The organism is Pseudomonas lurida (genome assembly GCF_013522705.1).
GTDB lineage: Bacteria > Pseudomonadota > Gammaproteobacteria > Pseudomonadales > Pseudomonadaceae > Aquipseudomonas > Aquipseudomonas quebecensis.
On record NZ_JAAMRE010000004.1, the window covers coordinates 54,903 to 81,030 of the forward strand.

The window sequence follows — 26,128 nt, forward strand, 5'->3', positions numbered from 1 at the left end:
CATCTTTCCCGTCACAGGTGTAACCCTTGATGACGCTCGGTTTCGCGCCTGCATCCCCTCGCTAATTTTTCCTTTCGCGATTCGTTTTATAGGGACGACGTGCCTTTGTGCTTCCTGCCTATTGCTCCGGATCCCAAGAAATGAATGCTGAAGACTCCTTGAAACTTGCTCGCCGGTTTATCGGGTTGCCCCTGGAAAAACGCCAGAGGTTCCTGCAGGCCTTACAGACAGAAGGCGTGGAGTTTTCGCGGTTTCCGATTCCGGCCGGGGTGCAGGCGGAAGATCGCCAGGCGTTGTCCTACGCGCAGCAGCGCATGTGGTTTCTTTGGCAATTGGACCCGACCAGTGGCGCGTACAACCTGCCGGGCGCGGTGCGGCTCACGGGGGCCCTGAGCCTGCGGGCCATGGAACAGGCGTTCGCCAGTCTGGTCGAGCGCCACGAAACCCTGCGCACGGTGTTTCAGCGCCAGGCTGATGAACGCTTGTCGCAGGTGGGCATCGAGCCCTCGGTGGCGGTGGAGCAGCTCGACCTGAGCGACCTGCCGCTGGCCGAGCGGGAGCAGGCGGTGAGCGACGCGGCGGTGCGCCAGTCGCTGTTACCGTTCGATCTGGAACACGGTCCGCTGCTGCGCGTGCAACTGCTGAAGCTCGCCGAGCGGGAGCATGTGCTGCTGCTGACCCTGCACCATATCGTCTCCGACGGTTGGTCGATGAACGTGCTGATCGACGAATTCATCCGCAGCTACGACGCCTACGAACGCAACGAACCCCCCCGACTGCCGCCGCTGCCGATCCAATACAGCGACTACGCCCTGTGGCAGCGCCGCTGGCTGGAAGCGGGGGAGCAGGCGCGGCAACTGGATTACTGGCAGGCGCGCCTGGGGGATGAGCACCCGGTGCTGGAACTGCCCACCGACCGTCCGCGCCCGGCCATGCCCAGCTATCAGGGCACTCGCCATCACTTCGCGATTGATGCGGACCTTGCCGCGCAATTGCGTCGCTGCGCTCAACAGCACAACGTGACCCTGTTCATGCTGCTGCTCGGTGCGTTCAACGTGCTGTTGCATCGCTACAGCGGCCAGGGCGATATCCGCGTCGGCGTGCCGATCGCCAACCGCAACCGCACGGAAGTCGAAGGGCTGATCGGCTTCTTCGTCAACACCCAGGTACTGCGCACCGAATTGACCGGGCAAACCCGCGTCGCCGAACTGCTGCAAGCCATCAAGGAACATGCCCTCGGCGCCCAGGCCCACCAGGAATTGCCCTTCGAACGCCTGGTGGAAGCGCTGCACGTCGAACGCAGCCTGAGCCATACGCCGCTGTTCCAGGTGATGTACAACCACCAACCGGTGGTGGCCGACATCGCTTCGGTCAGCACTGCCTCGGGCCTGGAGCTGGCCCTGGTGGAATGGCAAGGCCGTACCACCCAGTTCGACCTGACCCTGGACACCTACGAAAAGTCCGGCACCCTGCACGCCGCGCTGACCTACGCCAACGACCTGTTCGACGCGCCGTCCATCGAGCGTATGGCCCGCCACTGGATCAGCCTGCTGCACGCCATGGTGGGCGATGGCGAGCAGCGTATCGGCGAGTTGCCGATGCTGGACGCCGACGAACTCCAACGCGTGACCCGCACCTGGAACCAGACCGCGCAAACCTATCCCACCGAGCGCGGCATCCACCACCTGATCGAAGATCAAGTACGCGCCACCCCTGATGCCCCGGCCTTGCAGTTCGGCGATACCACCCTGAGCTATGCCCAGCTCGATGGCCGCGCCAACCAGTTGGCCCACGCGCTGGTCGAGCAGGGCGTCGGTCCCGATGTGCTGGTGGGGATCTGCGTCGAGCGCTCGATGGAAATGGTCATCGGCCTGCTGGCGATTCTCAAGGCGGGCGGCGCCTACGTGCCGCTCGACCCCGAATACCCCCAGGAGCGCCTGGCCTACATGCTTGAAGACAGCGGCGTCCAACTGCTGCTTACCCAGCAGAGCCTGCTGCCGTCGTTGCCCACTGCGGGTATCCGAGCGATTGCCCTCGATCAGCCTACCGAGTGGCTGGAGGGCTACAGCAGCGCATCGCTCGAAGTGAGCGTGCACGCGCTGAACCTGGCCTACGTGATCTACACCTCCGGCTCCACCGGCAAACCCAAGGGGGCCGGTAACAGCCATCGCGCGCTGGTCAACCGTCTGTGCTGGATGCAGCAAGCCTACGGGCTGGATGGGAGTGACGCGGTCCTGCAGAAAACCCCGTTCAGCTTTGACGTGTCGGTGTGGGAGTTCTTCTGGCCGCTGATGACCGGCGCGCGCCTGGTGGTCGCGGCTCCTGGCGAGCACCGCGAACCGGCGCGCTTGATCGAAACCATCGGCCGTCACGCCATCACCACGGTGCACTTCGTGCCGTCGATGCTGCAGGCGTTTATCCACGAGCCGGGCGTGCAGGCCTGCGCGAGCCTCAAGCGCATCGTGTGCAGCGGCGAAGCCTTGCCGCTGGAGGCGCAGCAACAGGTGTTCGCCAAGCTGCCGGCGGCCAATCTGTACAACCTCTACGGCCCGACCGAAGCCGCCATCGACGTGACCCATTGGACCTGCGTCGATGAAGGCGCCGACTGCGTGCCCATCGGCCGTCCCATCGCCAATCTCGGCACCTATGTGCTCGACGCCCAACTCAACCCGGTGCCCGCCGGCGTGTCCGGCGAGCTGTACCTGGGCGGCACCGGCCTGGCCCGCAGTTACCATCGCCGTGCGGCGCTGACCGCCGAGCGCTTTGTGCCCAGCCCGTTCGGCGACGGCACGCGTCTTTACCGCACCGGCGACCGCGTGCGCCAGCGTGCCACCGGGGTGATCGAATACCTGGGGCGTCTCGACCATCAGGTCAAGCTGCGCGGCCTGCGGATCGAACTGGGGGAAATCGAAACGCGCCTGTTGCAGCACCCATCGGTGCGTGAAGCCGTGGTGCTGGTGCAGGGCGGCAAGCAATTGGTGGCCTATCTGGTTCTCCAAGGTGACGCGCCGGACGATCTTAAGGACTGGTTGCTCAACAGCCTGCCGGAGTACATGGTGCCGACCCACTGGGTACACCTGGACAAGCTGCCGGTGACCGCGAACGGCAAGCTCGACCGCAAAGCCTTGCCGCAGCCGGATGCTGCGCCGCAGCAGGTCTACAGCGCGCCGGAAAACCCTCTGCAACAGGCGCTGGCGGCAATCTGGAGCGACGTGCTCGGCGTGCCCCAGGTCGGCCTGGACGATAACTTTTTCGAACTGGGCGGCGATTCGATCATCTCCATTCAGGTGGTCAGCCGCGCCCGTCAGGCCGGCATCCGCCTCAGCCCGCGCGACCTGTTCCAATACCAGAGCGTGCGCAGTCTCGCGCGCGTGGCGGGCTTTGAGCAATTGGCGCTGATCGACCAAGGGCCTGTCAGCGGCGACGTGATCGTTACCCCAGTGCAGGCCGGCTTCTTCGAGCAGGCGATCCCGGCGCGTCATCACTGGAACCAATCGCTGCTGCTGACCCCACGGGAAGCCTTGGCACCGGCACGCCTGGAAGCGGCCCTGACCCAGTTGATCAATCACCACGATGCCTTGCGCCTGCGCTTCGTCGAGCGGGACGGCCAGTGGCTGCAATGGCATGCCGCGCCGGTCACTGATGCGGCGCTATGGCAAACCCAGGTCGCCGACGACAGCGAACTGGCCGCCGTGTGCGATGAAGCCCAGCGCAGCCTGGAGCTGGAACACGGCCCTTTGCTGCGCGCCACCTTGGCGACGCTGGCCGATGGTACGCAGCGGCTGTTGCTGGTGGTCCATCACCTGGTGGTCGATGGCGTGTCCTGGCGCGTGCTGCTGGAGGATCTGCAACAGGCTTATCGCCACGCCGCACTGCCGGCCAAGACCAGCGCCTACCAACGCTGGGCGCAGCAATTGCAGGCCCATGCACTGACCCTCGACGCGCAACTGCCGTACTGGCAGGCGCAGACCATGGCGGCGGATCTGCCCTGCGACAACCCTCATGGCGGCCTGCAGAACCGCCTGGGCCGCACCCTCGAAATCCGTCTCGACGCCGAGCACACCCGGCGACTCCTGCAGGATGCCCCGGCGGCCTATCGCACCCAGGTCAACGACCTGTTGCTGACCGCCCTGGCGCGGGTCATCAGCCGCTGGAGCCAGCAGCCTGCGGCGCTGATCCAATTGGAAGGTCATGGCCGCGAAGACCTGTTCGACGATCTCGACCTGAGCCGCACCGTCGGTTGGTTCACCAGTCTGTTCCCAATGCTCCTGCAGGCCGGCGGCGAGTTGTCGAGCGCCATCAAGGCAGTCAAGGAGCAACTGCGCGCCGTGCCGCACAAAGGCATCGGCTACGGCCTGCTGCGCTACCTCGGCACCCCGGCCGCGCGCCAAAGCCTGGCGAGCCAGGTCGCGCCGCGCATCACGTTCAACTACCTGGGCCAATTCGACCGCCAGTTCGATGCGTCGGCGCTGTTCGTCCCTTCGACGCAGGGCGGCGGTCAGGCCCAGGACCCCGAGGCCCCGCTGGCCAACTGGCTGACCGTGGAAGGGCAGGTGTACGGCGGTGAGTTGGCGTTGCGCTGGGGCTTCAGCAGCGACATGTACGACGTGGCGACCATCCAGCGTCTGGCGAACGAGTATGCCGTCGAACTCAAGGCCGTGATCGAACAATGCTGTGCCACGCCGGCCGGGCAGGTCACGCCGTCCGACTTCCCACTGGCGCGCCTGAGCCAGGCGCAACTGGAGGCGTTGCCCGTGGCGGGGCCGCAGATTGCCGATCTCTACCCGCTGTCGCCGATGCAGCAGGGCATGCTGTTCCATACCTTGTACGAGCCCCAGGCCCAGGCCTACATCAACCAATTGCGCCTGGATATCCAAGGCCTGGACCTGCTGGCCTTCGGGCGCGCCTGGCAGGCCGCTCTGGACCGCCATGACATCCTGCGCAGCAGCTTTCACTGGCTGGGCCTGGACAGTGCCCATCAACTGATCCAGCGTCAGGTCGACCTGCAGTTGCAGGTGATCGAAGACACGGGCGCCGACCTGGATGCATTGGCCGATGCTGAACGCGACAGGGGCTTTGCCCTCGACGCGGCGCCGCTGTTTCGCCTGATGCTGGTGCGCGGCGCCGGCAATGCATGGCACCTGATTTTCACCAGTCACCACATCCTGATGGATGGCTGGAGTAACGCCCAATTGCTCGCCGAAGTGATCGCTCACTATGCCGGCCACGCAGTGCCTGCGCCGACGGGGCAGTTCCGCGATTACCTCGGCTGGCTGCAGCAACAACCCAGCGGCGAAGCGTTCTGGAAAGCGGCCTTGGCACCTCTTGAGGCGCCGACTCTGCTGGCCGATGCGCTGCGTGTGCCCGTCAACGGCAGCGGCATGGCCGATTACCCCATCGTGCTGGACGCCGACTTCACCCGCGCCCTCGGCGAGTTCGCCCGCACTCATAAAATCACCCTCAATACCCTGCTGCAGGGGGCTTGGGCCTTGCTGTTGCAGCGCTATACCGGCCAGGCCTGCGTCGCCTTCGGCGCCACGGTCGCCGGGCGCTCGGCGCCGTTGCCGGGGATCGAGCAGCAGTTGGGCCTGTTTATCAATACGTTGCCGATGGTCAGCGCGGCGTCGCCGGCACAGTCGGCCGCCGATTGGCTCAGCGAGTTGCAAACCCTCAACTTGAGCCTGCGCGATCACGAACACGTACCGCTCTATGACATTCAAGGCTGGGCCGGCCAGCAGGGCGCGCTGTTCGACACGCTGCTGGTGTTCGAAAACTTCCCGGTAGCCGACGCCCTCAAGCAGGGTGCGCCCGCCGGGCTGACTTTCGGCCCGTTGCATAACCACGAGCGGACCCATTACCCGCTGACCCTTGGCATCGAGCTGGGCGCGAGCCTGCGTCTGGAGTTCAGCTACGACCGCGCGCGTTTCAGTGCCGAGCAAGTCAGCCGACTCGGCGCCAACCTGCGGCACCTGCTGGTGCAACTGCTCGCCGATGCCCGGGCACCGTTGGGCAGCCTGCACCTGCTGGCGCCCGACACCCGGCGCGAACTGCTCGCCTGCAGCCGATCGCCTGCCGCCGCGCAGTGCAGCGCGCGCGTGCACGAACGCATCGCCGTCCAGGCCGCCAGTACCCCTGACGCACTGGCCGTGCAGGCGGGCGATGTGCGGTTGAGCTACGCACAACTCAACGCGCGGGCCAACCGCCTGGCCCATCGTCTGCTGGCGCTTGGCGTCGGCCCTGGCCAGCGCGTGGGCCTGGCGTGCCGCCGGGGTCCGCAGCTGATCGTCAGCCTGCTGGCTGTGCTCAAGAGCGGCGCGGCCTACGTGCCGCTGGACCCCAAATACCCCGCCGAACGCCTGGCCTATATGCTGGCCGACAGTCGCTTGAACCTGCTGCTCAGCGAAACCGGGCTGCTGGCCGACCTGCCGCTGCCCCAGGGCCTGACCCGCCTGGACTTCAGCGCCGAAGGGGCGGAGCTGGCGGGTTACCCGGCGGTCAATCCGCCCAACCATGCCGCTGCCGCCGACCTGGCCTATGTGATCTACACCTCCGGTTCCACCGGCCAACCCAAGGGCGTGGCCATCGATCATGCCGCCCTCGGCCAGTTCTGCGACAGCGCCTCGGTCTACAGCCAGTTGCGTCGCGATGATCGTGTGCTGCAGTTCGCCACGTTCAGCTTCGACGGGTTTGTCGAGCAGTGCTACCCGCCGCTGTGCAGGGGCGCGGCGCTGATCATGCGTGGTGATGAGTTGTGGGATGCCGGACAACTGGCGCGGGAAATCGTCGAGCAGGACGTGACCCTGGCCGACCTGCCCGCAGCGTACTGGTACTTGTTGGCCAAGGAGTGCGCCATGGATGGCCGCACGCTGGGCAAGCTGCGCCAGGTGCATGTGGGCGGCGAGGCGATGTCGGTGGAAGGGCTGCGCGCCTGGCACGCCGCCGGGCTGGGGCAGGTGCGCCTGGTTAATACCTACGGGCCGACCGAGGCCACGGTGGTGTCCAGCGTGCACACCTGCCACCTTGCGGATGCCAACGAAGCGTACGGCGTGCCGATTGGCCGCGCCACCGAAGGGCGCGCACTGTATGTGCTCGACAGTGCCTTCGACCTGCTCGGCGGCGAAGGCGTCGGCGAGCTGTGCATCGGCGCCGAAGCCGGCCTGGCCCAGGGCTACTTCGACCGCCCGGCGCTGACCGCCGAGCGCTTCCTTCCGGACCCGTTTTCCAGCACGCCGGGCGCGCGGCTCTACCGCAGCGCAGACCTGGCCCGCCGCAACGCAGCGGGTGACCTGGAGTATGTGGGGCGTATCGACCATCAAGTCAAAGTGCGCGGTTTCCGGATCGAAATGGGCGAGATCGAAGCTCACCTGCAAGCCCTGCCGCAGGTGCGCGAGGCCGCCGTGATCGCCCGGCCGAGCGCGACCGGTGCGCAGTTGGTCGCTTATGTGGTGCCCGCCCTGGCGCAGGCGCTGGATACCCAGGCCCTGGCGACGATCCTGCAACGGTCGCTGCCGGACTACATGGTGCCGGCGCATTGGGTAGTGCTCGACGCGCTGCCCCTGAACCCCAGCGGCAAACTCGATCGCCGCGCGTTGCCGGCCCCGGACCTGAGCCCATCGCGCCAGGCCTATCGCGCCGCGCAGACCGCGCTGCAGATGCAACTGGCCGCGATCTGGCAGGCAGTGCTGCAGGTCGAGGCGGTGGGGTTGGATGACCATTTCTTCGAGCGCGGCGGGCACTCCTTGCTGGCCACCCAGGTGATTTCCCGGGTGCGCCATGACCTTAAGCTGGAAGTACCGCTGCGCGTGCTGTTCGAACAGCCGACGCTGGAAGCGTTTGCCGTGGCGTGCGCGGGCGTGCAGGCCGATACCGCGCCGCCGATGGTTGCGGTGTCGCGTGAGCGGCCGCTGGCGCTGTCCTATGCCCAGGAGCGGCAATGGTTCCTGTGGCAACTGGACCCGACCAGCGCGGCCTACCATGTGCCGATGGCCCTGCACCTGCGTGGCCAGCTGGATACTCCGGCGCTGGAGCGCGCGTGCCTGGCCCTGGTGCAGCGGCATGAACCGTTGCGCACGACGTTTCGGGAGGCGGGCGAGCAGGTGTGGCAAGTCATCCACCCGCAGGCTGGGGTTGCAGTCGAACACCAGCGCGTTGCGCCGGCGTCGCTCGCACACAGCGTCGCGCAGGAAATTCAACGGCCCTTTGACCTGGTCGATGGTCCGTTGATGCGCGTCAAACTGCTGCAAGTCGACCTCGATCACCACGTGCTGGTAATCACCCAACACCACATCATTTCCGATGGCTGGTCGATGCAGGTGATGGTCGACGAACTGCTCGCGTTGTATCAGGGCCAGGCCCTATTACCGGCGCTGCCGCTTCAGTATGCCGACTACGCCGCGTGGCAACGCGACTGGATGGCGGCCGGCGAAAAGCAACGTCAACTCGATTACTGGTGCCGCCGCCTGGGCGGCGAACACGCGCTGCTGGAACTGCCGCTGGACCATCCGCGCCCGGCGGTGCAGAGCCATCGCGGCGCTCGGCGACAGGTGCCGCTCGACCGCGCGCTGGTGGCCGATCTCAAGGCCCTCGCACAGCGTCAGGACGTTACTCTGTTTGTGCTGTTGCTGGCCGCGTTCCAGGCGTTGATGCACCGCTACAGCGGCCAATCCGAGATTCGCGTGGGCGTGCCGATCGCCAACCGCAATCGCCTGGAAACCGAGCGTCTGATCGGCTTCTTCGTCAACACCCAGGTGTTGCAGGCCCAGGTGCAGGGGCAGATGGGGTTCGACCGGTTGCTGGCCCAGGTCAAGCAGCGCGCGCTGGAAGCCCAGGCCCATCAGGATCTGCCGTTCGAGCAACTGGTGGAGGCCCTGCAACCGCAGCGCAGCCTGAGCCACAACCCGCTGTTCCAGGTGATGTTCAATCATCAGGACAGCCTGCGCGCCGGCCCGCCGCAGTTGCCCGGCCTGGAACTGCAGCCGTTGGACTGGGCCGGTCACACGACCCAGTTCGACCTGAACCTGGAAACCGAGGAGTCGGCTGCCGGGCTCTGGGCGTCGCTGACGTACGCCACCGATCTGTTCGACGCGGCCACCATCGAGCGCCTGGCTGAACATTGGCAGAACCTGCTGCGCGCGGTCGTGCGCGATGTCTCCCAGGCCGTGGACGACCTGGCGATACTCAGCGCGCCTCAATGGCAGCAGAGCATCGAGGACTGGAATCACAGCGCGGTCGACTACCCACGGACGCAGTGTGTGCATCAGTTGTTCGAAGCCAAGGCCCAGGCACAGCCGGCGGCCATCGCGCTGCAGTTCAATGACGAGACGCTGAGCTACGGTGAGCTCAATCGTCGCGCCAACCGCCTGGCCCATCGCCTGATCGCCGCCGGCGTCGGCCCGGACGTGCTGGTGGCGGTGCATGTGGAGCGCTGCGCGGAGATGGTGGTCAGCCTGCTGGCGACCCTCAAGGCCGGTGGCGCCTATGTGCCGCTGGACCCGCAATTCCCGGCGCAACGCCTGGCCTTTATGCTGCAAGACAGCCACGCCCGGGTGTTGTTGACCCAGGCACACTTGCACGATCGCCTGGCGCAATCCCAGGGCCTGCAGGTGCTGCTGGTCGACGACGCCGGCGGTGCCGAACACAACCCGACGGTCCACGTCACACCGCAACACCTGGCCTACGTGATCTACACCTCGGGCTCCACCGGCAAGCCCAAGGGCGTGATGGTGCGACACGAGGCCCTGTGCAGTTTTACCTGCGGCATGGCCGGCACGCTGGAGATTGCGGCCGACGCGCGAATGCTGTCGCTGACCACGTTCTCGTTCGACATTTTTGCCCTGGAGCTGTACGTGCCGTTGAGCGTCGGCGCCACGCTGCTGTTGGGCGAACAGGCCCTGGCGCTCGATCCCGAGGCGATCCTCGACCTGGCGCACACCCAGCGCGCCAACGTGCTGCAAGCCACGCCATCGACGTGGCGCATGTTGCTGGAAAGCCCGCGCGCGCCTCTGCTGCGCGGCATCAAGAGTCTGTGCGGCGGTGAAGCGTTGTCGGCCGATCTGGCCCAGCGCCTGCTCGACCTGCAGGGCCCGGTGTGGAACCTGTATGGCCCCACCGAAACCACCATCTGGTCGGCGGCGCATCGCCTGCTGCAGGCGCAGCCGTTTATTGGACGGCCCATCGCCAACACCCAGCTGTTCATCCTCAATGCCGGGCTGTCGCCCAACCCGGTCGGTGCCCCTGGCGAACTGCTGATCGGCGGGGCGGGCCTGGCACGCGGTTACCATGCGCGGCCGGCGCTGACGGCCGAACGCTTTGTGCCCAACCCCTATGGTGCGCCGGGCGAACGCCTGTATCGCACCGGCGATCTGGCGCGCTATCGCGCCGACGGCGTGGTGGCGTATATCGGCCGGGTCGATCATCAGGTCAAGGTGCGGGGCTTCCGTATCGAACTCGGTGAAATCGAAGCGTGCCTGCGCGATCTCGAGGCCGTGCGCGAGGCCGTGGTGCTGGCCGATAACGACCGTCTGATCGCTTATCTGGTGACGGCGACGCCCCAGCCGGCCGAGGTTTATAAGGCAGCGTTGCGCACGCGTTTGCCGGACTACATGGTGCCCGCGCACCTGGTCCTCCTCGACAGCCTGCCTCTGACCCCCAACGGCAAGCTCGACCGCAAAGCGCTGCCCAAGGCTGACGCCGGTCTGTCGGGCGGTGCCTACGTCGCACCGGTGACCGCACGCCAGCAGACAATCGCGGCGATCTGGGCTGAGGTGCTGGAACTGCCTCGGGTGAGCCTGGACGATCACTTCTTCGAATCGGGCGGGCACTCATTACTGGCCACTCGCGTGGTCTCGCGGGTGCGTCAGGCGCTGGGGGTGGAAGTGGCGCTCAAGCGGCTGTTCGAACACCCCGTGCTGAGTGACTTTGTGAATGCACTGGGCGAGGAGGGCGTACGCGCTCCGGCGTTGCTGCCCGTCGACCGCCAGCAGCCATTACCGCTGTCCTACGCCCAGGAACGCCAGTGGTTCCTTTGGCAACTGGATCCGCAAAGCGCGGCGTACCACATCCCCAGTGCCTTGCGTTTGAAAGGCGCGCTGGACCTGGCTGCGCTGCAACGCAGTTTCGACGCCTTGCTGGCGCGGCATGAAAGCCTGCGCACCCATATACACCAGGACGCCGCCGGCACTGTGCAAGTAATCGAGGCGCGGGTGCGGATTGAAATCGAGCGGGTCGATATCGATGAAGCCGCGCTCACGGCACGGGTCGCCGAGACCGTCGCACGGCCGTTCGACCTGCTGCGTGGGCCGCTGCTGCGCGTGCAATTGCTGCGCCTGGCGGCGCAGGAGCATGTGCTGGTGCTGGTGCAGCACCATATCGTCTCCGATGGCTGGTCGATGCAACTGCTGGTCGAGGAGCTCGTTCAGCTGTATGCCGCCTTCAGCCAGGGCCATACCGCGCAGTTGCCGGCATTGCCGATCCAGTACGCCGATTACGCCGTGTGGCAGCGCGGCTGGATGGACGCAGGCGAGAAAGACCGCCAACTGGCGTACTGGCGCGAGCAGTTGGGCGGCGTGCAGCCGGTGCTGGAGTTGCCGTTTGACTATCAGCGCCCGGCGCTGCCAAGCCATCGCGGCGCGCGCCTGAGCGTTGCGCTGTCGGGCCCGCTGCTGGCGGGCCTGAGCAACCTCGCGCAACGCAGTGCAGCGACCTTGCCGATGGTGTTGCTGGCGTCCTACCAAGCCTTGCTGCACCGTTACAGTGGCCAGGAAGATGTGCGCATCGGCGTGCCGATTGCCAACCGCAATCGCCTGGAAACCGAAGGGCTGATCGGCTTTTTCGTCAATACCCAGGTGCTCAAGGCCGATGTCCATGGGCAAATGAGCGTGGCGCAGCTGTTGCAACAGACTCGTCAGCGTTCCCTGGAAGCTCAGGCCCATCAGGACCTGCCGTTCGAGCAACTGGTGGAAGCCTTGCAGCCTGAACGCAGCATGAGCCTCAGCCCGCTGTTCCAAGTGATGTTCAACCACCGCATGAGCGCTGCCGAGCGCCATCTGCAGCGCCTCACCGAATTGGAGGTCGACGTACTGAGCTGGGACGAACACGTGGCCCAGTTCGACCTGGCGCTGGACGTGGAAGAAAGTTCGACCCTGCTGCGTGCTTCCCTGAGCTACGCGACTGACCTGTTTGCCCCTGCAACCATTGAGCGCATGGCCAGCCACTGGCTGAATCTGTTGCAAGCGATGGTGGCCGACCCGCAGCAAAGCCTGAGCCAATTGAACCTGCTGGACGCCAGCGAGCGGCAGCAGATCCTGGCGTTGTGGGACCGCACCGATTCCGGTTTCTCGTCCCGGCGCCTGGTGCATGAGTTGTTCGCCGATCGTGCGCGGGAAAATCCCGGCGCCGTGGCGGTGAAATTCGCTACGCAGACCCTCACCTATGGCGAGCTGGACAGCCAGGCCAATCGCCTGGCCCACGCCCTGATCGCTCGTGGCGTCGGCGCGGAAGTGCGCGTAGCCATCGCCATGCCGCGCAGTGCCGAGAGCATGGTGGCGTTCCTGGCAGTCATGAAAGCCGGTGGTGTGTATGTGCCGCTGGATATCGAATACCCGCGCGACCGTCTGCTGTACATGCTGCAGGATAGCCATGCGCAGTTGCTGCTGACTCATTCGTCTGTGCAACAACGCTTGCCGATCCCGGACGGCTTGCATGTTCTTGCAATCGATCAGACACAGGTCTGGTCCGACAACCGCGCCACCGCGCCAGACATCGCACTGGACGGCGACAACCTGGCCTACGTGATCTACACCTCCGGCTCCACCGGCCTGCCCAAAGGCGTGGCGGTGGCGCACGGCCCGTTGGTGGCGCATATCATCGCCACCGGCGAGCGCTACGAAACCGGCCCCGACGACTGCGAGCTGCACTTTATGTCGTTCGCCTTCGACGGCTCCCACGAAGGCTGGATGCACCCGCTGATCAACGGCGCGAGCGTGCTGATCCGCGACGACAGCCTTTGGTTGCCGGAGTACACCTACGAGCAGATGCACCGCCACCACGTGACCATGGCGGTGTTCCCGCCGGTGTACCTGCAACAGCTGGCCGAGCATGCCGAGCGCGACGGCAACCCGCCGAATGTGCGCGTGTACTGCTTTGGCGGCGATGCGGTGGCCCAGGCCAGCTATGACCTGGCCTGGCGCGCGCTCAAACCGACCTACCTGTTCAACGGCTACGGCCCGACCGAAACCGTGGTCACGCCGTTGCTATGGAAGGCTCGCCGAGGCGACCCCTGCGGCGCGGTGTATGCGCCGATCGGCACGTTGCTGGGCAACCGCAGCGGCTACGTCCTGGACGCGCAACTCAACCTGCAACCGATCGGCGTGGCCGGCGAGCTGTACCTGGGCGGCGAGGGCGTGGCGCGCGGTTATCTGGACCGCCCGGCGCTGACCGCCGAACGCTTTGTGCCGGACCCGTTCGGCAAGCCCGGCAGCCGCGTATACCGCAGCGGCGACCTGACCCGTGGCCGCCCGGATGGGGTGGTGGATTATCTGGGCCGCGTTGACCATCAGGTGAAAATCCGAGGCTTCCGTATCGAGCTGGGCGAGATCGAAGCGCGCCTGCGCGAACAGGACAGCGTCGGCGAAACCGTGGTGGTGGCCCACGACGGCCCGTCCGGTAAACAACTGGTGGCCTATGTGGTGCCGACCCGTGCCACCGACGACAGCGCATTGCGCGACACCCTGCGCCGCGCCCTGAAAGCGCGCCTGCCGGATTACATGGTGCCCACGCACTTTATGTTCCTGGAGCACATGCCCCTGACCCCCAACGGCAAGCTCGACCGCAAGGGCCTGCCGGAGCCGGACGTGAGCCTGATGCAACAGGCCTACGTAGCCCCCGAAACCGAACTGGAGCAGCAGATCGCCGCGATCTGGGCCCAGGTGCTGCACCTGCCCCAGGTGGGACTCAACGACAACTTCTTCGAGGTGGGCGGGCATTCGCTGCTGGCAATCCAGATCACCTCGCGGGTGCAGGCCGAGCTGGGTCTGGACGTGCCGCTGGTGGAAGTGTTCCAGACCGAAACCCTGTGTGCCTATGTCCAGGCCGCAGCCACCTTCCGTGCCGGCAGCGCGGAAGATTTTGACGACCTTCGTGACTTCTTGAGCGAACTAGAGGCGATTTGACCCATGCTTTCCAACCCTAATATCGATCTGGTCTCGCGCTTTCTTCGCCTGCCGCTGGAACAGCGCCAGCAGTTTTATCAGCGCCTGCAAAGTCGCGGCATGAGCTTTGCCCAACTGCCGATAGCCGCGGTTCGCGAGGCCGGCCAATACCTGCCGCTGTCTTATGCCCAGGAACGTCAGTGGTTCCTGTGGCAACTGGACCCGCACAACAGCACTTATCACATCCCAGGTGCCCTGCGCTTGCAGGGGCACCTGGACCTGCCAGCCCTGCAACGCAGTTTCGATACGCTGCTGGCCCGACATGAAAGCCTGCGCACGCATCTGGTTCAGGACGGCGAGCACCTGCTGCAGACCGCAGCGCCCGAGGCGCGCATTCACATCCAGTGCGACAGTGTCAGCGAACAAACCCTGATGGCAAGGGTTGCCGAGGACGTCGCGCGGCCCTTCGATCTGCAGCAGGGGCCGCTGCTACGCGTCAACCTGCTGCAACTGGCGGCGGATGAGCATGTGCTGGTGCTGGTGCAGCACCATATCGTTTCCGACGGCTGGTCGATGCAGGTGATGGTCGAGGAACTGGTGCAGCTATATGCCGCTTACAGCCAGGGCCAGGACCTGGCATTGCCTGAGCTGCCGATCCAGTACGCCGATTACGCACTGTGGCAGCGGCGGTGGATGGAGGCGGGTGAAAAAGCCCGGCAACTGGCGTACTGGCAGGCGCTGCTGGGGGGCGAGCAACCCGTACTGGAACTGCCTCTGGATCATCCTCGTCCGGCACGGCAAAGCCATCGAGGCGCGAGCCTGCAGGTCCACCTCGGTGCGCAGCGGGTGACAGCGCTCAAGCGCCTGGCGCAGCAAGAAGGCGTGACGTTGTTCATGCTGTTGCTGGCGTCCTTCCAGACCCTGCTGTTTCGCTACAGCGGCCAGGCGGATATTCGCATCGGCGTGCCGACCGCCAACCGCAATCGGGTCGAAACCGAGCGATTGATCGGCTTTTTCGTCAATACCCAGGTGCTCAAGGCCGACCTCGACGGGCAGATGACGTTTACGCAACTGCTGCAGCAGACCAAGCAACGCGCCCTGCAAGCCCAGGCGCACCAGGATCTGCCGTTCGAACAGTTGGTGGTGGCGTTGCAGCCTGAGCGCAGCTTGAGTCACAACCCGCTGTTCCAAGTGATGTTCAACCACCAGACCGATGCCCAGGGCGGGCGCGGCGGCCAACAGTTACCCGGCCTGCGTGTGACTGAGCTGGAGTGGGACAGCCCCACCACCCATTTCGACTTGAGCCTGGACACCCATGAGTCCGCCGAAGGCATCTGGGCCGCGCTGACCTATGCCACTGACCTGTTCGACGCAACCACTATCGAGCGCCTGGCGCAGCACTGGCAACACCTGCTCGAGGCACTGGTGAACGAGCCCGGCAACCGTCTGAGTGCGTTGCCGATGCTGGGCACAGCCGAGCACCAGGTGCTGCTGCGGGACTGGAACGCCCCGGCCACCGTCGGCAGCTTGCAGGCCGTGCATCATCTGTTCGAGGCCCAGGCCTTCCGGCAGCCTGAACGCCAGGCTCTGGTCCTCGACGAGCAGGCTCTCAGCTATGGCGAGCTGAACCGCCAGGCCAACCGATTGGCGCACTATCTGATCGCCCAGGGCGTGGGCCCGGAAGTGTTGGTGGGGATCGCGGTCGAGCGCTCGTTGGCCATGGTGGTCAGCCTGTTGGCGGTGCTCAAGGCCGGCGGCGCCTACGTGCCGCTCGACCCCGATTATCCCCGCGAGCGCCTGGTGCATATGCTCCAGGACAGTGGCGTACAGAGGGTGCTGACTCACTCGCACCTGCGTCAGCGTCTGCCGCTGCCGCACGGGGTGACGGCCCTGGATATCGACCAGGCCGAGGCGCAATTGGCGCACTTTGGCGAGCACAACCCCGCAGTTACGTTCGAACCCCACAGCCTCGCGTACGTGATCTACACCTCGGGCTCCACCGGCAAGCCCAAGGGCGTGGCCATCAGTCATGCGGCACTCAGTGAGTTCGCCGGTATCGCGGCCGAGTATTCGCGCCTGGTGCCGCAGGACCGAGTGTTGCAGTTCGCCACCCTGAACTTCGACGGTTTTGTCGAGCAGCTTTACCCGGCCCTGACCCTTGGCGCCACCGTGGTGCTGCGCGGCCCGCAACTGTGGGACGGTGCGCAGCTGTATCGCCAGATCATCGACCAGGGCATTACCCTGGCCGACTTGCCGACAGCTTATTGGAAGTTATTCCTGCACGACTGCCTGGCGGCCGGGCCACGTTCTTACGGTGCCTTGCGCCAGGTCCATATCGGCGGCGAAGCCATGCCGCTGGACGGCCCGGCCCTGTGGCGCCAGGCCGGGCTGGGGGCTGTACGCCTGCTCAATACCTATGGGCCGACCGAAGCCACGGTGGTCTCAAGCACCCTCGACTGCAGCGCCGACAACGTTGTGATTGGCAACAGCGCCAGCCCTATCGGCCGGGCGTTGCGCGGTCGTGGCCTGTATGTGCTCGACGGCAACCTCAATCTGTTGCCGATCGGCGCGGTAGGCGAGTTGTATATCGCCAGTGCCAGCGGCTTGGCCCGCGCTTACCTGCAACGGCCGGACCTGACCGCCGAGCGCTTTGTCGCCGACCCGTTCAGCCGCCTGGGCGAGCGTCTGTACCGCACCGGCGACCTGGCGCGTTACCGCGCCGATGGCGTGATCGAGTATGTCGGGCGGGCCGACCATCAAGTCAAAATTCGCGGCTTCCGCATCGAGCTGGGTGAAATCGAAGCGTTGCTGCTGGCGCAGGACCCGGTGCGCGAAGCGTTGCTGCTGGCGGCCGATAACCAACTGGTGGCGTACCTGGTGCCGACGCAGCCCTTGTCTGCCGCGCAGCAGGTTGAAGTCGCCGAGCAGCTCAAGGCCAGCCTGCGCGATCAGTTGCCGGATTACATGGTGCCGGCCCATCTGATCTTCCTCGAACGCATGCCGTTGAGCCCCAACGGCAAGCTCGACCGCCAGGCGCTGCCCAAGGCCGATGCGACGGCCATGCAGCCGGCGTGGCAGGCGCCGGTGACGCCCCTGCAGCAGCAGGTAGCAGCCATCTGGGCGTCTATCCTGGGCATGGAGCGCGTTGGCCTGAACCAGCACTTCTTCGAATCCGGTGGGCATTCGTTGCTGGCGATGCAGGTGGTCTCGCGCGTTCGCAGCGAGCTGAACCTGGAGGTGCCGCTCAAGACGCTGTTCGAGCAGCCGCGCCTGGAGGGGTTTGTCGCCGCGCTCGACGCGCAGGCCCCTGCTGTATCAACAGCACCGCCGCTGGTCGCGGCCCCACGCGACCAACCGTTGCCGCTGTCCTATGCTCAGGAGCGCCAGTGGTTTCTCTGGCAGTTGGAGCCGCAGAGTGCGGCGTACCACATCCCCAGCGCCCTGCGTTTGAAAGGCACGTTGGATGTGCCGGCGCTGCAACGCAGCTTCGACGCCCTGCTGGCGCGCCATGAAAGCCTGCGCACCCATTTGCGCCAGGAGCACGCGCGTACGGTTCAAGTGATTGAACCGCGCAGGGCGCTGCAGATTGCCCGTGCCGATGTCGATGAGGACGCGCTCAAGGCCTGGATCGAGGCCGAGATCGCGCAGCCCTTCGATCTGCAACAAGGGCCGTTGATGCGCGTGTCGTTGCTGCGCTTGGCCGAGGATGAGCATGTGCTGGTGCTGGTGCAGCACCATATCGTTTCCGATGGCTGGTCAATGCAAGTGCTGGTCGAGGAACTGGTGCAATTGTATGCCGCCTGCAGCCAGGGCCAGGCCCCGCAACTGCCGGCGTTGCCGATCCAGTACGCCGACTACGCCGTGTGGCAGCGTCACTGGATGGACGCGGGCGAGAAAGACCGCCAACTGGCGTACTGGCGCGACAGGCTCGGCGGCGAGCAGAGCGTGCTGGAGTTGCCGTTCGACCACCCACGCCCGGCGGTGCAGAGCCACCGTGGTGCGCGCCTGGCCTTCGAACTGGCGCCGACGCTGACCCGCGACCTCAAGGCCCTGGCCCAGCAGCAAGGCGTGACCGTGTTCATGCTGTTGCTGGCATCGTTCCAGACCTTGCTGCACCGCTACAGCGGCCAGGCGCAAATCCGCGTCGGCGTGCCGATTGCCAACCGCAATCGCAGCGAGACCGAGCGACTGATCGGCTTCTTCGTCAACACCCAGGTGCTCGCGGCGGACATTGATGGCCAGATGAGCGTCACACAATTGCTGCAGCAGACCCGGCAACGGGCACTTGAAGCCCAGGCCCATCAGGACTTGCCCTTTGAACAACTGGTAGAAGCACTGCAGCCCGAGCGCAGCCTGAGCCATAACCCGCTGTTCCAGGTCATGTTCAACCACCAGACCGATGTGGGTCAGGCTCAAGCGCAGCACCAGTTGCCGCACCTGCGCGTCGAAGGGCTTGAATGGGCAAGCAAGACTGCGCATTTCGACCTGGACCTGGATATTCAGGAGTCCACCGAAGGCATTTGGGCCACCTTGGGGTATGCCCTGGACCTGTTTGAAGCCGGCACCGTGCAACGCATGGCGCGTCACTGGCAGCATCTGTTGCAAGCGATGGTGGCCGACCCGCAGCAAAGCCTGAGCCAATTGAACCTGCTGGACGCCCACGAGCGGCAGCAGATCCTGGCGTTGTGGGACCGCACCGATTCCGGCTTCTCGTCCCGGCGCCTGGTGCATGAGTTGTTCGCCGATCGTGCGCGGGAAAATCCCGGCGCCGTGGCGGTGAAATTCGCTACGCAGACCCTCACCTATGGCGAGCTGGACAGCCAGGCCAATCGCCTGGCCCACGCCCTGATCGCTCGTGGCGTCGGCGCGGAAGTGCGCGTAGCCATCGCCATGCCGCGCAGTGCCGAGAGCATGGTGGCGTTCCTGGCAGTCATGAAAGCCGGTGGTGTGTATGTGCCGCTGGATATCGAATACCCGCGCGACCGTCTGCTGTACATGCTGCAGGATAGCCATGCGCAGTTGCTGCTGACTCATTCGTCTGTGCAACAACGCTTGCCGATCCCGGACGGCTTGCATGTTCTTGCAATCGATCAGACACAGGTCTGGTCCGACAACCGCGCCACCGCGCCAGACATCGCACTGGACGGCGACAACCTGGCCTACGTGATCTACACCTCCGGCTCCACCGGCCTGCCCAAAGGCGTGGCGGTGGCGCACGGCCCGTTGGTGGCGCATATCATCGCCACCGGCGAGCGCTACGAAACCGGCCCCGACGACTGCGAGCTGCACTTTATGTCGTTCGCCTTCGACGGCTCCCACGAAGGCTGGATGCACCCGCTGATCAACGGCGCGAGCGTGCTGATCCGCGACGACAGCCTTTGGTTGCCGGAGTACACCTACGAGCAGATGCACCGCCACCACGTGACCATGGCGGTGTTCCCGCCGGTGTACCTGCAACAGCTGGCCGAGCATGCCGAGCGCGACGGCAACCCGCCGAATGTGCGCGTGTACTGCTTTGGCGGCGATGCGGTGGCCCAGGCCAGCTATGACCTGGCCTGGCGCGCGCTCAAACCGACCTACCTGTTCAACGGCTACGGCCCGACCGAAACCGTGGTCACGCCGTTGCTATGGAAGGCTCGCCGAGGCGACCCCTGCGGCGCGGTGTATGCGCCGATCGGCACGTTGCTGGGCAACCGCAGCGGCTACGTCCTGGACGCGCAACTCAACCTGCAACCGATCGGCGTGGCCGGCGAGCTGTACCTGGGCGGCGAGGGCGTGGCGCGGGGTTATCTGGACCGCCCGGCGCTGACCGCCGAACGCTTTGTGCCGGACCCGTTCGGCAAGCCCGGCAGCCGCGTATACCGTAGCGGCGACCTGACCCGTGGCCGCCCGGATGGCGTGGTGGATTATCTGGGCCGCGTTGATCATCAAGTGAAAATCCGAGGCTTCCGTATCGAACTGGGCGAGATCGAAGCGCGCCTGCGCGAACAGGACAGTGTCGGCGAAACCGTGGTGGTGGCCCAGGAAGGACCGCACGGCAAGCAGCTGGTCGCCTATGTGGTGCCGCTGGATGCGCATTTGCTGAGCGACGCCGTGGCCCAAGCCACCTGCCGCGAGAACCTGCGCCGGGCCCTGAAAGCGCGCCTGCCGGACTACATGGTGCCCACGCACCTGATGTTTCTGGAGCACATGCCGCTGACCCCCAACGGCAAGCTCGACCGCAAGGGCCTGCCGGAGCCGGACGTGAGCCAGATGCAGCAGGTGTATGTGGCGCCGCAGAGTGAGTTGGAGCAGCAGATTGCAGCGATCTGGGCGGACGTGCTGCGCCTGCCCCAGGTTGGGTTGCACGATAACTTCTTCGAACTGGGTGGGGATTCGATCATTTCGATCCAGGTGGTCAGTCGCGCGCGCCAGGCCGGCGTGCGGTTTACGCCTAAAGACCTGTTTCAGCACCAGACCGTGCAAAGCCTGGCTTCGGTAGCCCGGCAAGGCGAAGGCGTGACCCTGCTGGACCAGTCGCCACTGAGCGGCGAGTTGTTGCTGTTACCGGTGCAACAGGCGTTTTTTGCCGATGATATTCCTGAGCGCCAGCACTGGAACCAGTCGGTGGTGCTGCACGCGCATCAGCCGTTACAGGCTCCGCTGCTGGTGGCTGCGCTGCAGGCGTTGATCGTGCACCACGATGCATTGCGCTGCAGCTTTACCCAGGGACCGGTCGGCTGGACCGCTGCCTATCGCGAACCGCAGCAGCACCAGGCTGAACAGGTGCTGTGGCAGACCGCGTTGGACAGCGCCGATGAGCTGGATGCATTGGGCGAAGAAGCCCAGCGCAGCCTGGACCTGAGCAACGGCCCGCTGCTGCGTGCGGTGCTGGTTGATCTGGCCGATGGCACCCAGCGTTTATTGCTGGTGATCCACCATCTGGTGGTCGATGGCGTGTCCTGGCGCATCCTGCTGGAAGATTTGCAGACGGCGTATCGCCAGATCGCCGAAGGGCGCACGCCGGTACTGCCGGCCAAGACCAGCGCTACAAGGGCTTGGGCCGAACGCCTGCAAACTTACGCAGCCAGCGCCGCACTGGCGCAACAGCTGGCCTGGTGGCAGGCACAGTTGGACGGCAGCCCGGTCGGCTTACCGGGTGCCGATCCGCAGGCCAGCTTGAGCAATCGTCATGCACTGAGCGTGACCACGCACCTGGATCAGGCATTCACCCGCCGCTTGCTGCAGGACGCGCCCAGTGCTTACCGCACCCAGATCAACGACCTGCTGCTGACCGCCCTGGCGCGCGTCATCGTGCGGTGGAGTGGTGAGTCGTCAATGTTATTACGCCTGGAAGGGCATGGCCGCGAAGACTTGTTCGACGACATCGACCTGACCCGCACCGTCGGTTGGTTCACCAGCCTCTATCCGCTGCAACTGGTGCCGAGTGATTCGTTGGCGGATTCGCTCAAGCACATCAAGGAGCAACTGCGCGCGGTGCCCGACAAAGGCTTGGGCTTCGGTGCGCTGCGTTATCTGGGCACGCCCCAGGCTCGCCAAACACTGAGCGAACTGCCGCAACCACGCATCACCTTCAATTACCTGGGGCAGTTCGACGGCAATTTTGATGCGGGCCAAGAGACCGGTTTATTCGCGCCGTGCGCAGACGCCAGCGGTGCGGAGCAAAGCGCCGACGCGCCGCTGGGCAACTGGCTGGAAATCAATGGCCAGGTGTACGGCGGTGAACTGAAGCTGAATTGGAGTTTCAGTCGGCAAATGTTTGCTGAGGCGACCGTGCAACGCTTGGCGGATGACTACACCGAGGAACTCAAGGCGGTAATAGCGCACTGCTGCGAACCGGCCAACCGCGGCGTAACACCGTCGGATTTCCCATTGGCACAGTTGTCCCAGGCGCAGTTGGACGCGTTGCCGCTGGCTGCGTCCGAAGTCGAAGACCTTTACCCACTGTCGCCGATGCAACAGGGCATGCTGTTCCAATCGCTTTACATACAAGGCGGCGGTGACTACATCAACCAGATGCGGATCGATGTTCAAGGGCTGGACGTAGCGCGCTTCCGCCAGGCCTGGCAGGCGGCGGTGGACAACCACGAGATCCTGCGCAGCGGTTTCCTCTGGCAGACCGAGCTGGAGCAGCCGTTGCAAGTGGTCTACAAGCAGGTACGCCTGCCGTTCGCCGAGCTGGATTGGCAAGGCCGCAGCGACTGTGGCGATGCCCTCGATCATCTCGCCGAATCGGCCAGAGCGCGGGGTTTCGTATTGGAGCAGGCGCCGCTGTTGAACCTGACGGTGGTGCGAACCGGCACGTCTGACTACCACCTGATCTACACCAATCATCACATCCTGATGGACGGCTGGAGCGGTTCGCAGCTGTTCGGTGAGGTGTTGCAGCATTATGCGGGTGAGCCGCTGCGTGCACCGCTGGGACGTTATCGCGATTACATTGCCTGGCTGCAGGCGCAGGACAAGTCGGTCAGCGAGGCCTTCTGGAAGGCGCAACTGCAAGACCTGCAAGAGCCCACACGCCTGGCCCGCGCGGTCCTGGCCAGCGACCCGGCCTTGACGGTGAACGGTGAGCATCGGCTGCAGCTCGATGCCGCGCGCACCGCGCATCTCAAGGCGTTCGCCCAAAGCAACAAGGTGACCCTCAATACCTTGGTGCAAGCGGCCTGGCTGTTGCTGTTGCGGCATCACACCGGGCAGGCCACCGTGGCGTTCGGCGCCACGGTGGCCGGCCGCCCGGCGGAGCTGCGAGGGATCGAGCAACAGGTCGGGTTGTTCATCAACACGCTACCGGTGGTGGCGACGCCCGATGCACGCATGACGGTGAGCCAATGGTTGCACCACATCCAGGCCCAGAATGTGCGCTTGCGCGAGCAGGAACACACCCCCCTGTTCGAGATCCAGCGTTGGGCCGGGCTGGGCGGCGAGGCGCTGTTTGACAGCATCCTGGTGTTTGAAAACTATCCGGTGTCCGAAGCGCTGGAACAGGGTGCGCCGTCGGGGTTGCGCTTTGGTGCGGTGCACAGCCTGGAGCAGACCCATTACCCGTTGACCGTGCTGCTGGGCATCGGTGACACCTTGGGGCTTGAGTTCAATTACAGTCGGCACTCTTTTCATGCGGCGCAGATCCAGCGTCTGGCCGAGCACTTTGAGCAATTACTGCAAGCACTGGCGCAAGACGCGTCCCGGTGTCTGGGCGCGCTGCCGTCGCTGGCCCAGGATGAACGCCAGCGCGTGGTGCAGGCCTGGAACGCCACGCACGAGACATATCCGTTGCACCACAGTGTGCATCGGCTTATCGAAGCACAAGTTGAACGTACACCCGATGCCCAGGCCCTGGTGTTCGCCGAGCAGTCTCTGACTTATACCCAGCTCAACCAGCGGGCAAACCGCCTGGCCCATCGTTTGATAGCTGCCGGGGTAGGGCCGGACGTCCTGGTCGGGCTGGCGGTGGAACGTTCCGTCGAGATGGTCGTTGGCCTGCTGGCGGTGCTCAAGGCCGGCGGCGCTTACGTGCCGCTGGACCCGGAATATCCGCGCGAGCGGCTGGCGTACATGCTGCAGGACAGTGGCGTCAAGCTATTGCTGACCCAGGCGCACCTGCTTGAGGACCTGCCGATTCCCCACGGCGTGCAGTACTGGGTGCTGGAGCCAGGCGATGCCTGGTTGCAAGACAGCCAGGCGCACAACCCGCAGGTCGTGGTCGACGGCGAAAACCTTGCCTATGTGATCTACACCTCGGGCTCCACCGGCCAGCCCAAGGGCGCCGGCAATCGGCATTCGGCGCTCACCAACCGGCTGTGCTGGATGCAGCAGGCCTATGGCCTGAACGCCGGCGACAGTGTGTTGCAGAAAACTCCGTTCAGCTTCGACGTGTCGGTATGGGAGTTCTTCTGGCCGTTGCTGACCGGTGCGCGCCTGGTCGTGGCGGCGCCTGGGGATCATCGCGATCCGGCCAGGCTGGTCAACCTGATCAATGCCCGGGGCATCACCACGCTGCACTTCGTGCCGTCCATGCTGCAAGCATTTCTGCAGGACCCCACGGCGGTGACGTGCCACAGCCTGCAACGCATCGTGTGCAGCGGTGAGGCACTGCCGGCAGACACACAACAGCAGGTGTTCGCCAAGCTGCCCCAGGCCGGGTTGTTCAACCTGTATGGACCGACCGAAGCCGCTATCGACGTGACCCACTGGACCTGTGTTGATGACGGCGCCGATGCGGTGCCGATTGGCCGGCCGATTGCCAACCTGACGTGCTACGTGCTGGACGACAATCTGGAACCGACCCCGATAGGCGTACTGGGTGAGCTGTACCTGGGCGGTGCCGGCTTGGCGCGGGGGTATCAGCGTCGTGCCGGGTTGACGGCCGAACGTTTCGTGACCGACCCGTTCGGCAGCGGCGAACGCCTCTACCGGACCGGCGATCTGGCGCGTTATCGCGACAACGGCGTCATCGAGTACGCCGGGCGCATTGATCATCAAGTCAAGCTGCGTGGGCTGCGTATCGAATTGGGCGAAATCGAGGCACGCCTGCTGGAGCACGACAGGGTGCGCGAAGCCGCCGTGCTGGCGGTGGACGGCACGCACCTGGTGGGTTACCTGGTGCTGCATCAGCCGCCGCAAGACTGGAAAGCCTTGATCGGCGCGCATCTGGCGGCGCACTTGCCGGACTACATGGTTCCCACGCAGTGGGTGCTGCTGACACACATGCCGTTGAGCCCCAACGGCAAGTTGGATCGCAAGGCGTTGCCCAAGCCTGAGGTCCACGCGGCACAGGCGTTCGAGGCCCCCCACAGTGAGATCGAATGCCAGGTGGCGGCGATCTGGCGTGACGTGCTGGGGGTTGAGCAAGTAGGGCTTAACGACAACTTCTTCGAGCTGGGTGGCCATTCGCTGCTGGTGCTGATGCTTAAGGAGCGCCTGCGCAAGATCAGCGGCGTCGGTTTGTCGGTCAGCCAGTTGATGCTTAACCCGACCGTGCGTGGACAGGTCAATTGCCTGCACGGTGAGGCGCGGCGCTCCTCGATCGTCAAACTCAACAGCCAGGCCCAAGGCACGCCGCTGTTTATGTTCCACCCCAGCTTCGGCGCGGTGCACTGCTACACCGCGATTGCCCTGGCCCTGCGTGAGCAGCGTCCGGTGTACGGCGTGATGTGCCGTGCCCTGGCCGAAGAGGGCACTGCGGTGCCCGAGTGGCAAGCAATGGTCGAGGACTACACCGCGCAGCTGTTGATAGCTCAGCCCCAAGGGCCGTTCCGCCTGGCAGGCTGGTCCCTGGGCGGTAATCTGGCGATGGAAGTGGCTTATGGGCTGGAGCAGGCGGGGCGCGCGGTCGAGTTTATCGGCTGGATCGACGCCGCGCCGCCGCAATGGCTCAAGGCCTACTGGGAGGCTGTAGTAGCCGAGGAGGAACGCCCGGTATCGACCCATGAACGCCGCGCCGCCCTGCTCGGTGTGATGTTCCCGGCGTTTGCCGAGCAGATCCACGATGCCTGGCTGCGATGCCAGCGGCTTACCGACGATGAACACGCGCAATTGCACGCGTTCGTGAGCTGGGCCGAGCAGACTTTGGGCGAGGCCTTTACTGCGATCAAGCAAGAGCTGTTACGCGGCAATGAGGCGCAGATTTCCTGGGAGGTGGACCGCGCCCTGAGTGAACGCATGCTGGCCGCCGACTTCAAGCCGATCAACGCGCCGCTCAGTTGCTGGTGGGCCTCGTTAAGCCGGGCCGGTCGTTGCAAGGACTTGATCGAGCAACATATGGCGAGCATCCACGGCCAGGGGCGCGTCGAGCGTTCAGTGATGATCGAGACCGATCATGACGGGATCGTCGACAGCGCTGAGTTCATCGCCAGCCTGGTGGCCGCCATGACGTAACGTGGCGACTGAGCCAGACACCCGGGTCCTTGGATCCGGGTTTTTTTCGTCTGGTTTGGACGAGCGCAAGGCATGAAAAAGCCCGATGAAAGCAAGGCGCTCAT

General features: G+C 65.2%; 2 protein-coding genes. Both read left to right on the top strand.

The genetic code is table 11. From position 1 onward, the window contains the following. The first annotated feature begins 140 nt into the window (after positions 1-140). Complete coding sequence (locus G7025_RS05045) at positions 141-14,168, top strand: non-ribosomal peptide synthase/polyketide synthase (protein WP_181077073.1); 14,028 nt, start codon at positions 141-143, stop codon at positions 14,166-14,168. A 3-nt stretch (positions 14,169-14,171) separates the two neighbouring features. Continuing rightward, on the top strand, positions 14,172-26,024 hold the full coding sequence (locus G7025_RS05050) for a non-ribosomal peptide synthase/polyketide synthase (protein ID WP_181077075.1): 11,853 nt from the start codon (positions 14,172-14,174) through the stop codon (positions 26,022-26,024). Positions 26,025-26,128 lie beyond the last annotated feature (104 nt).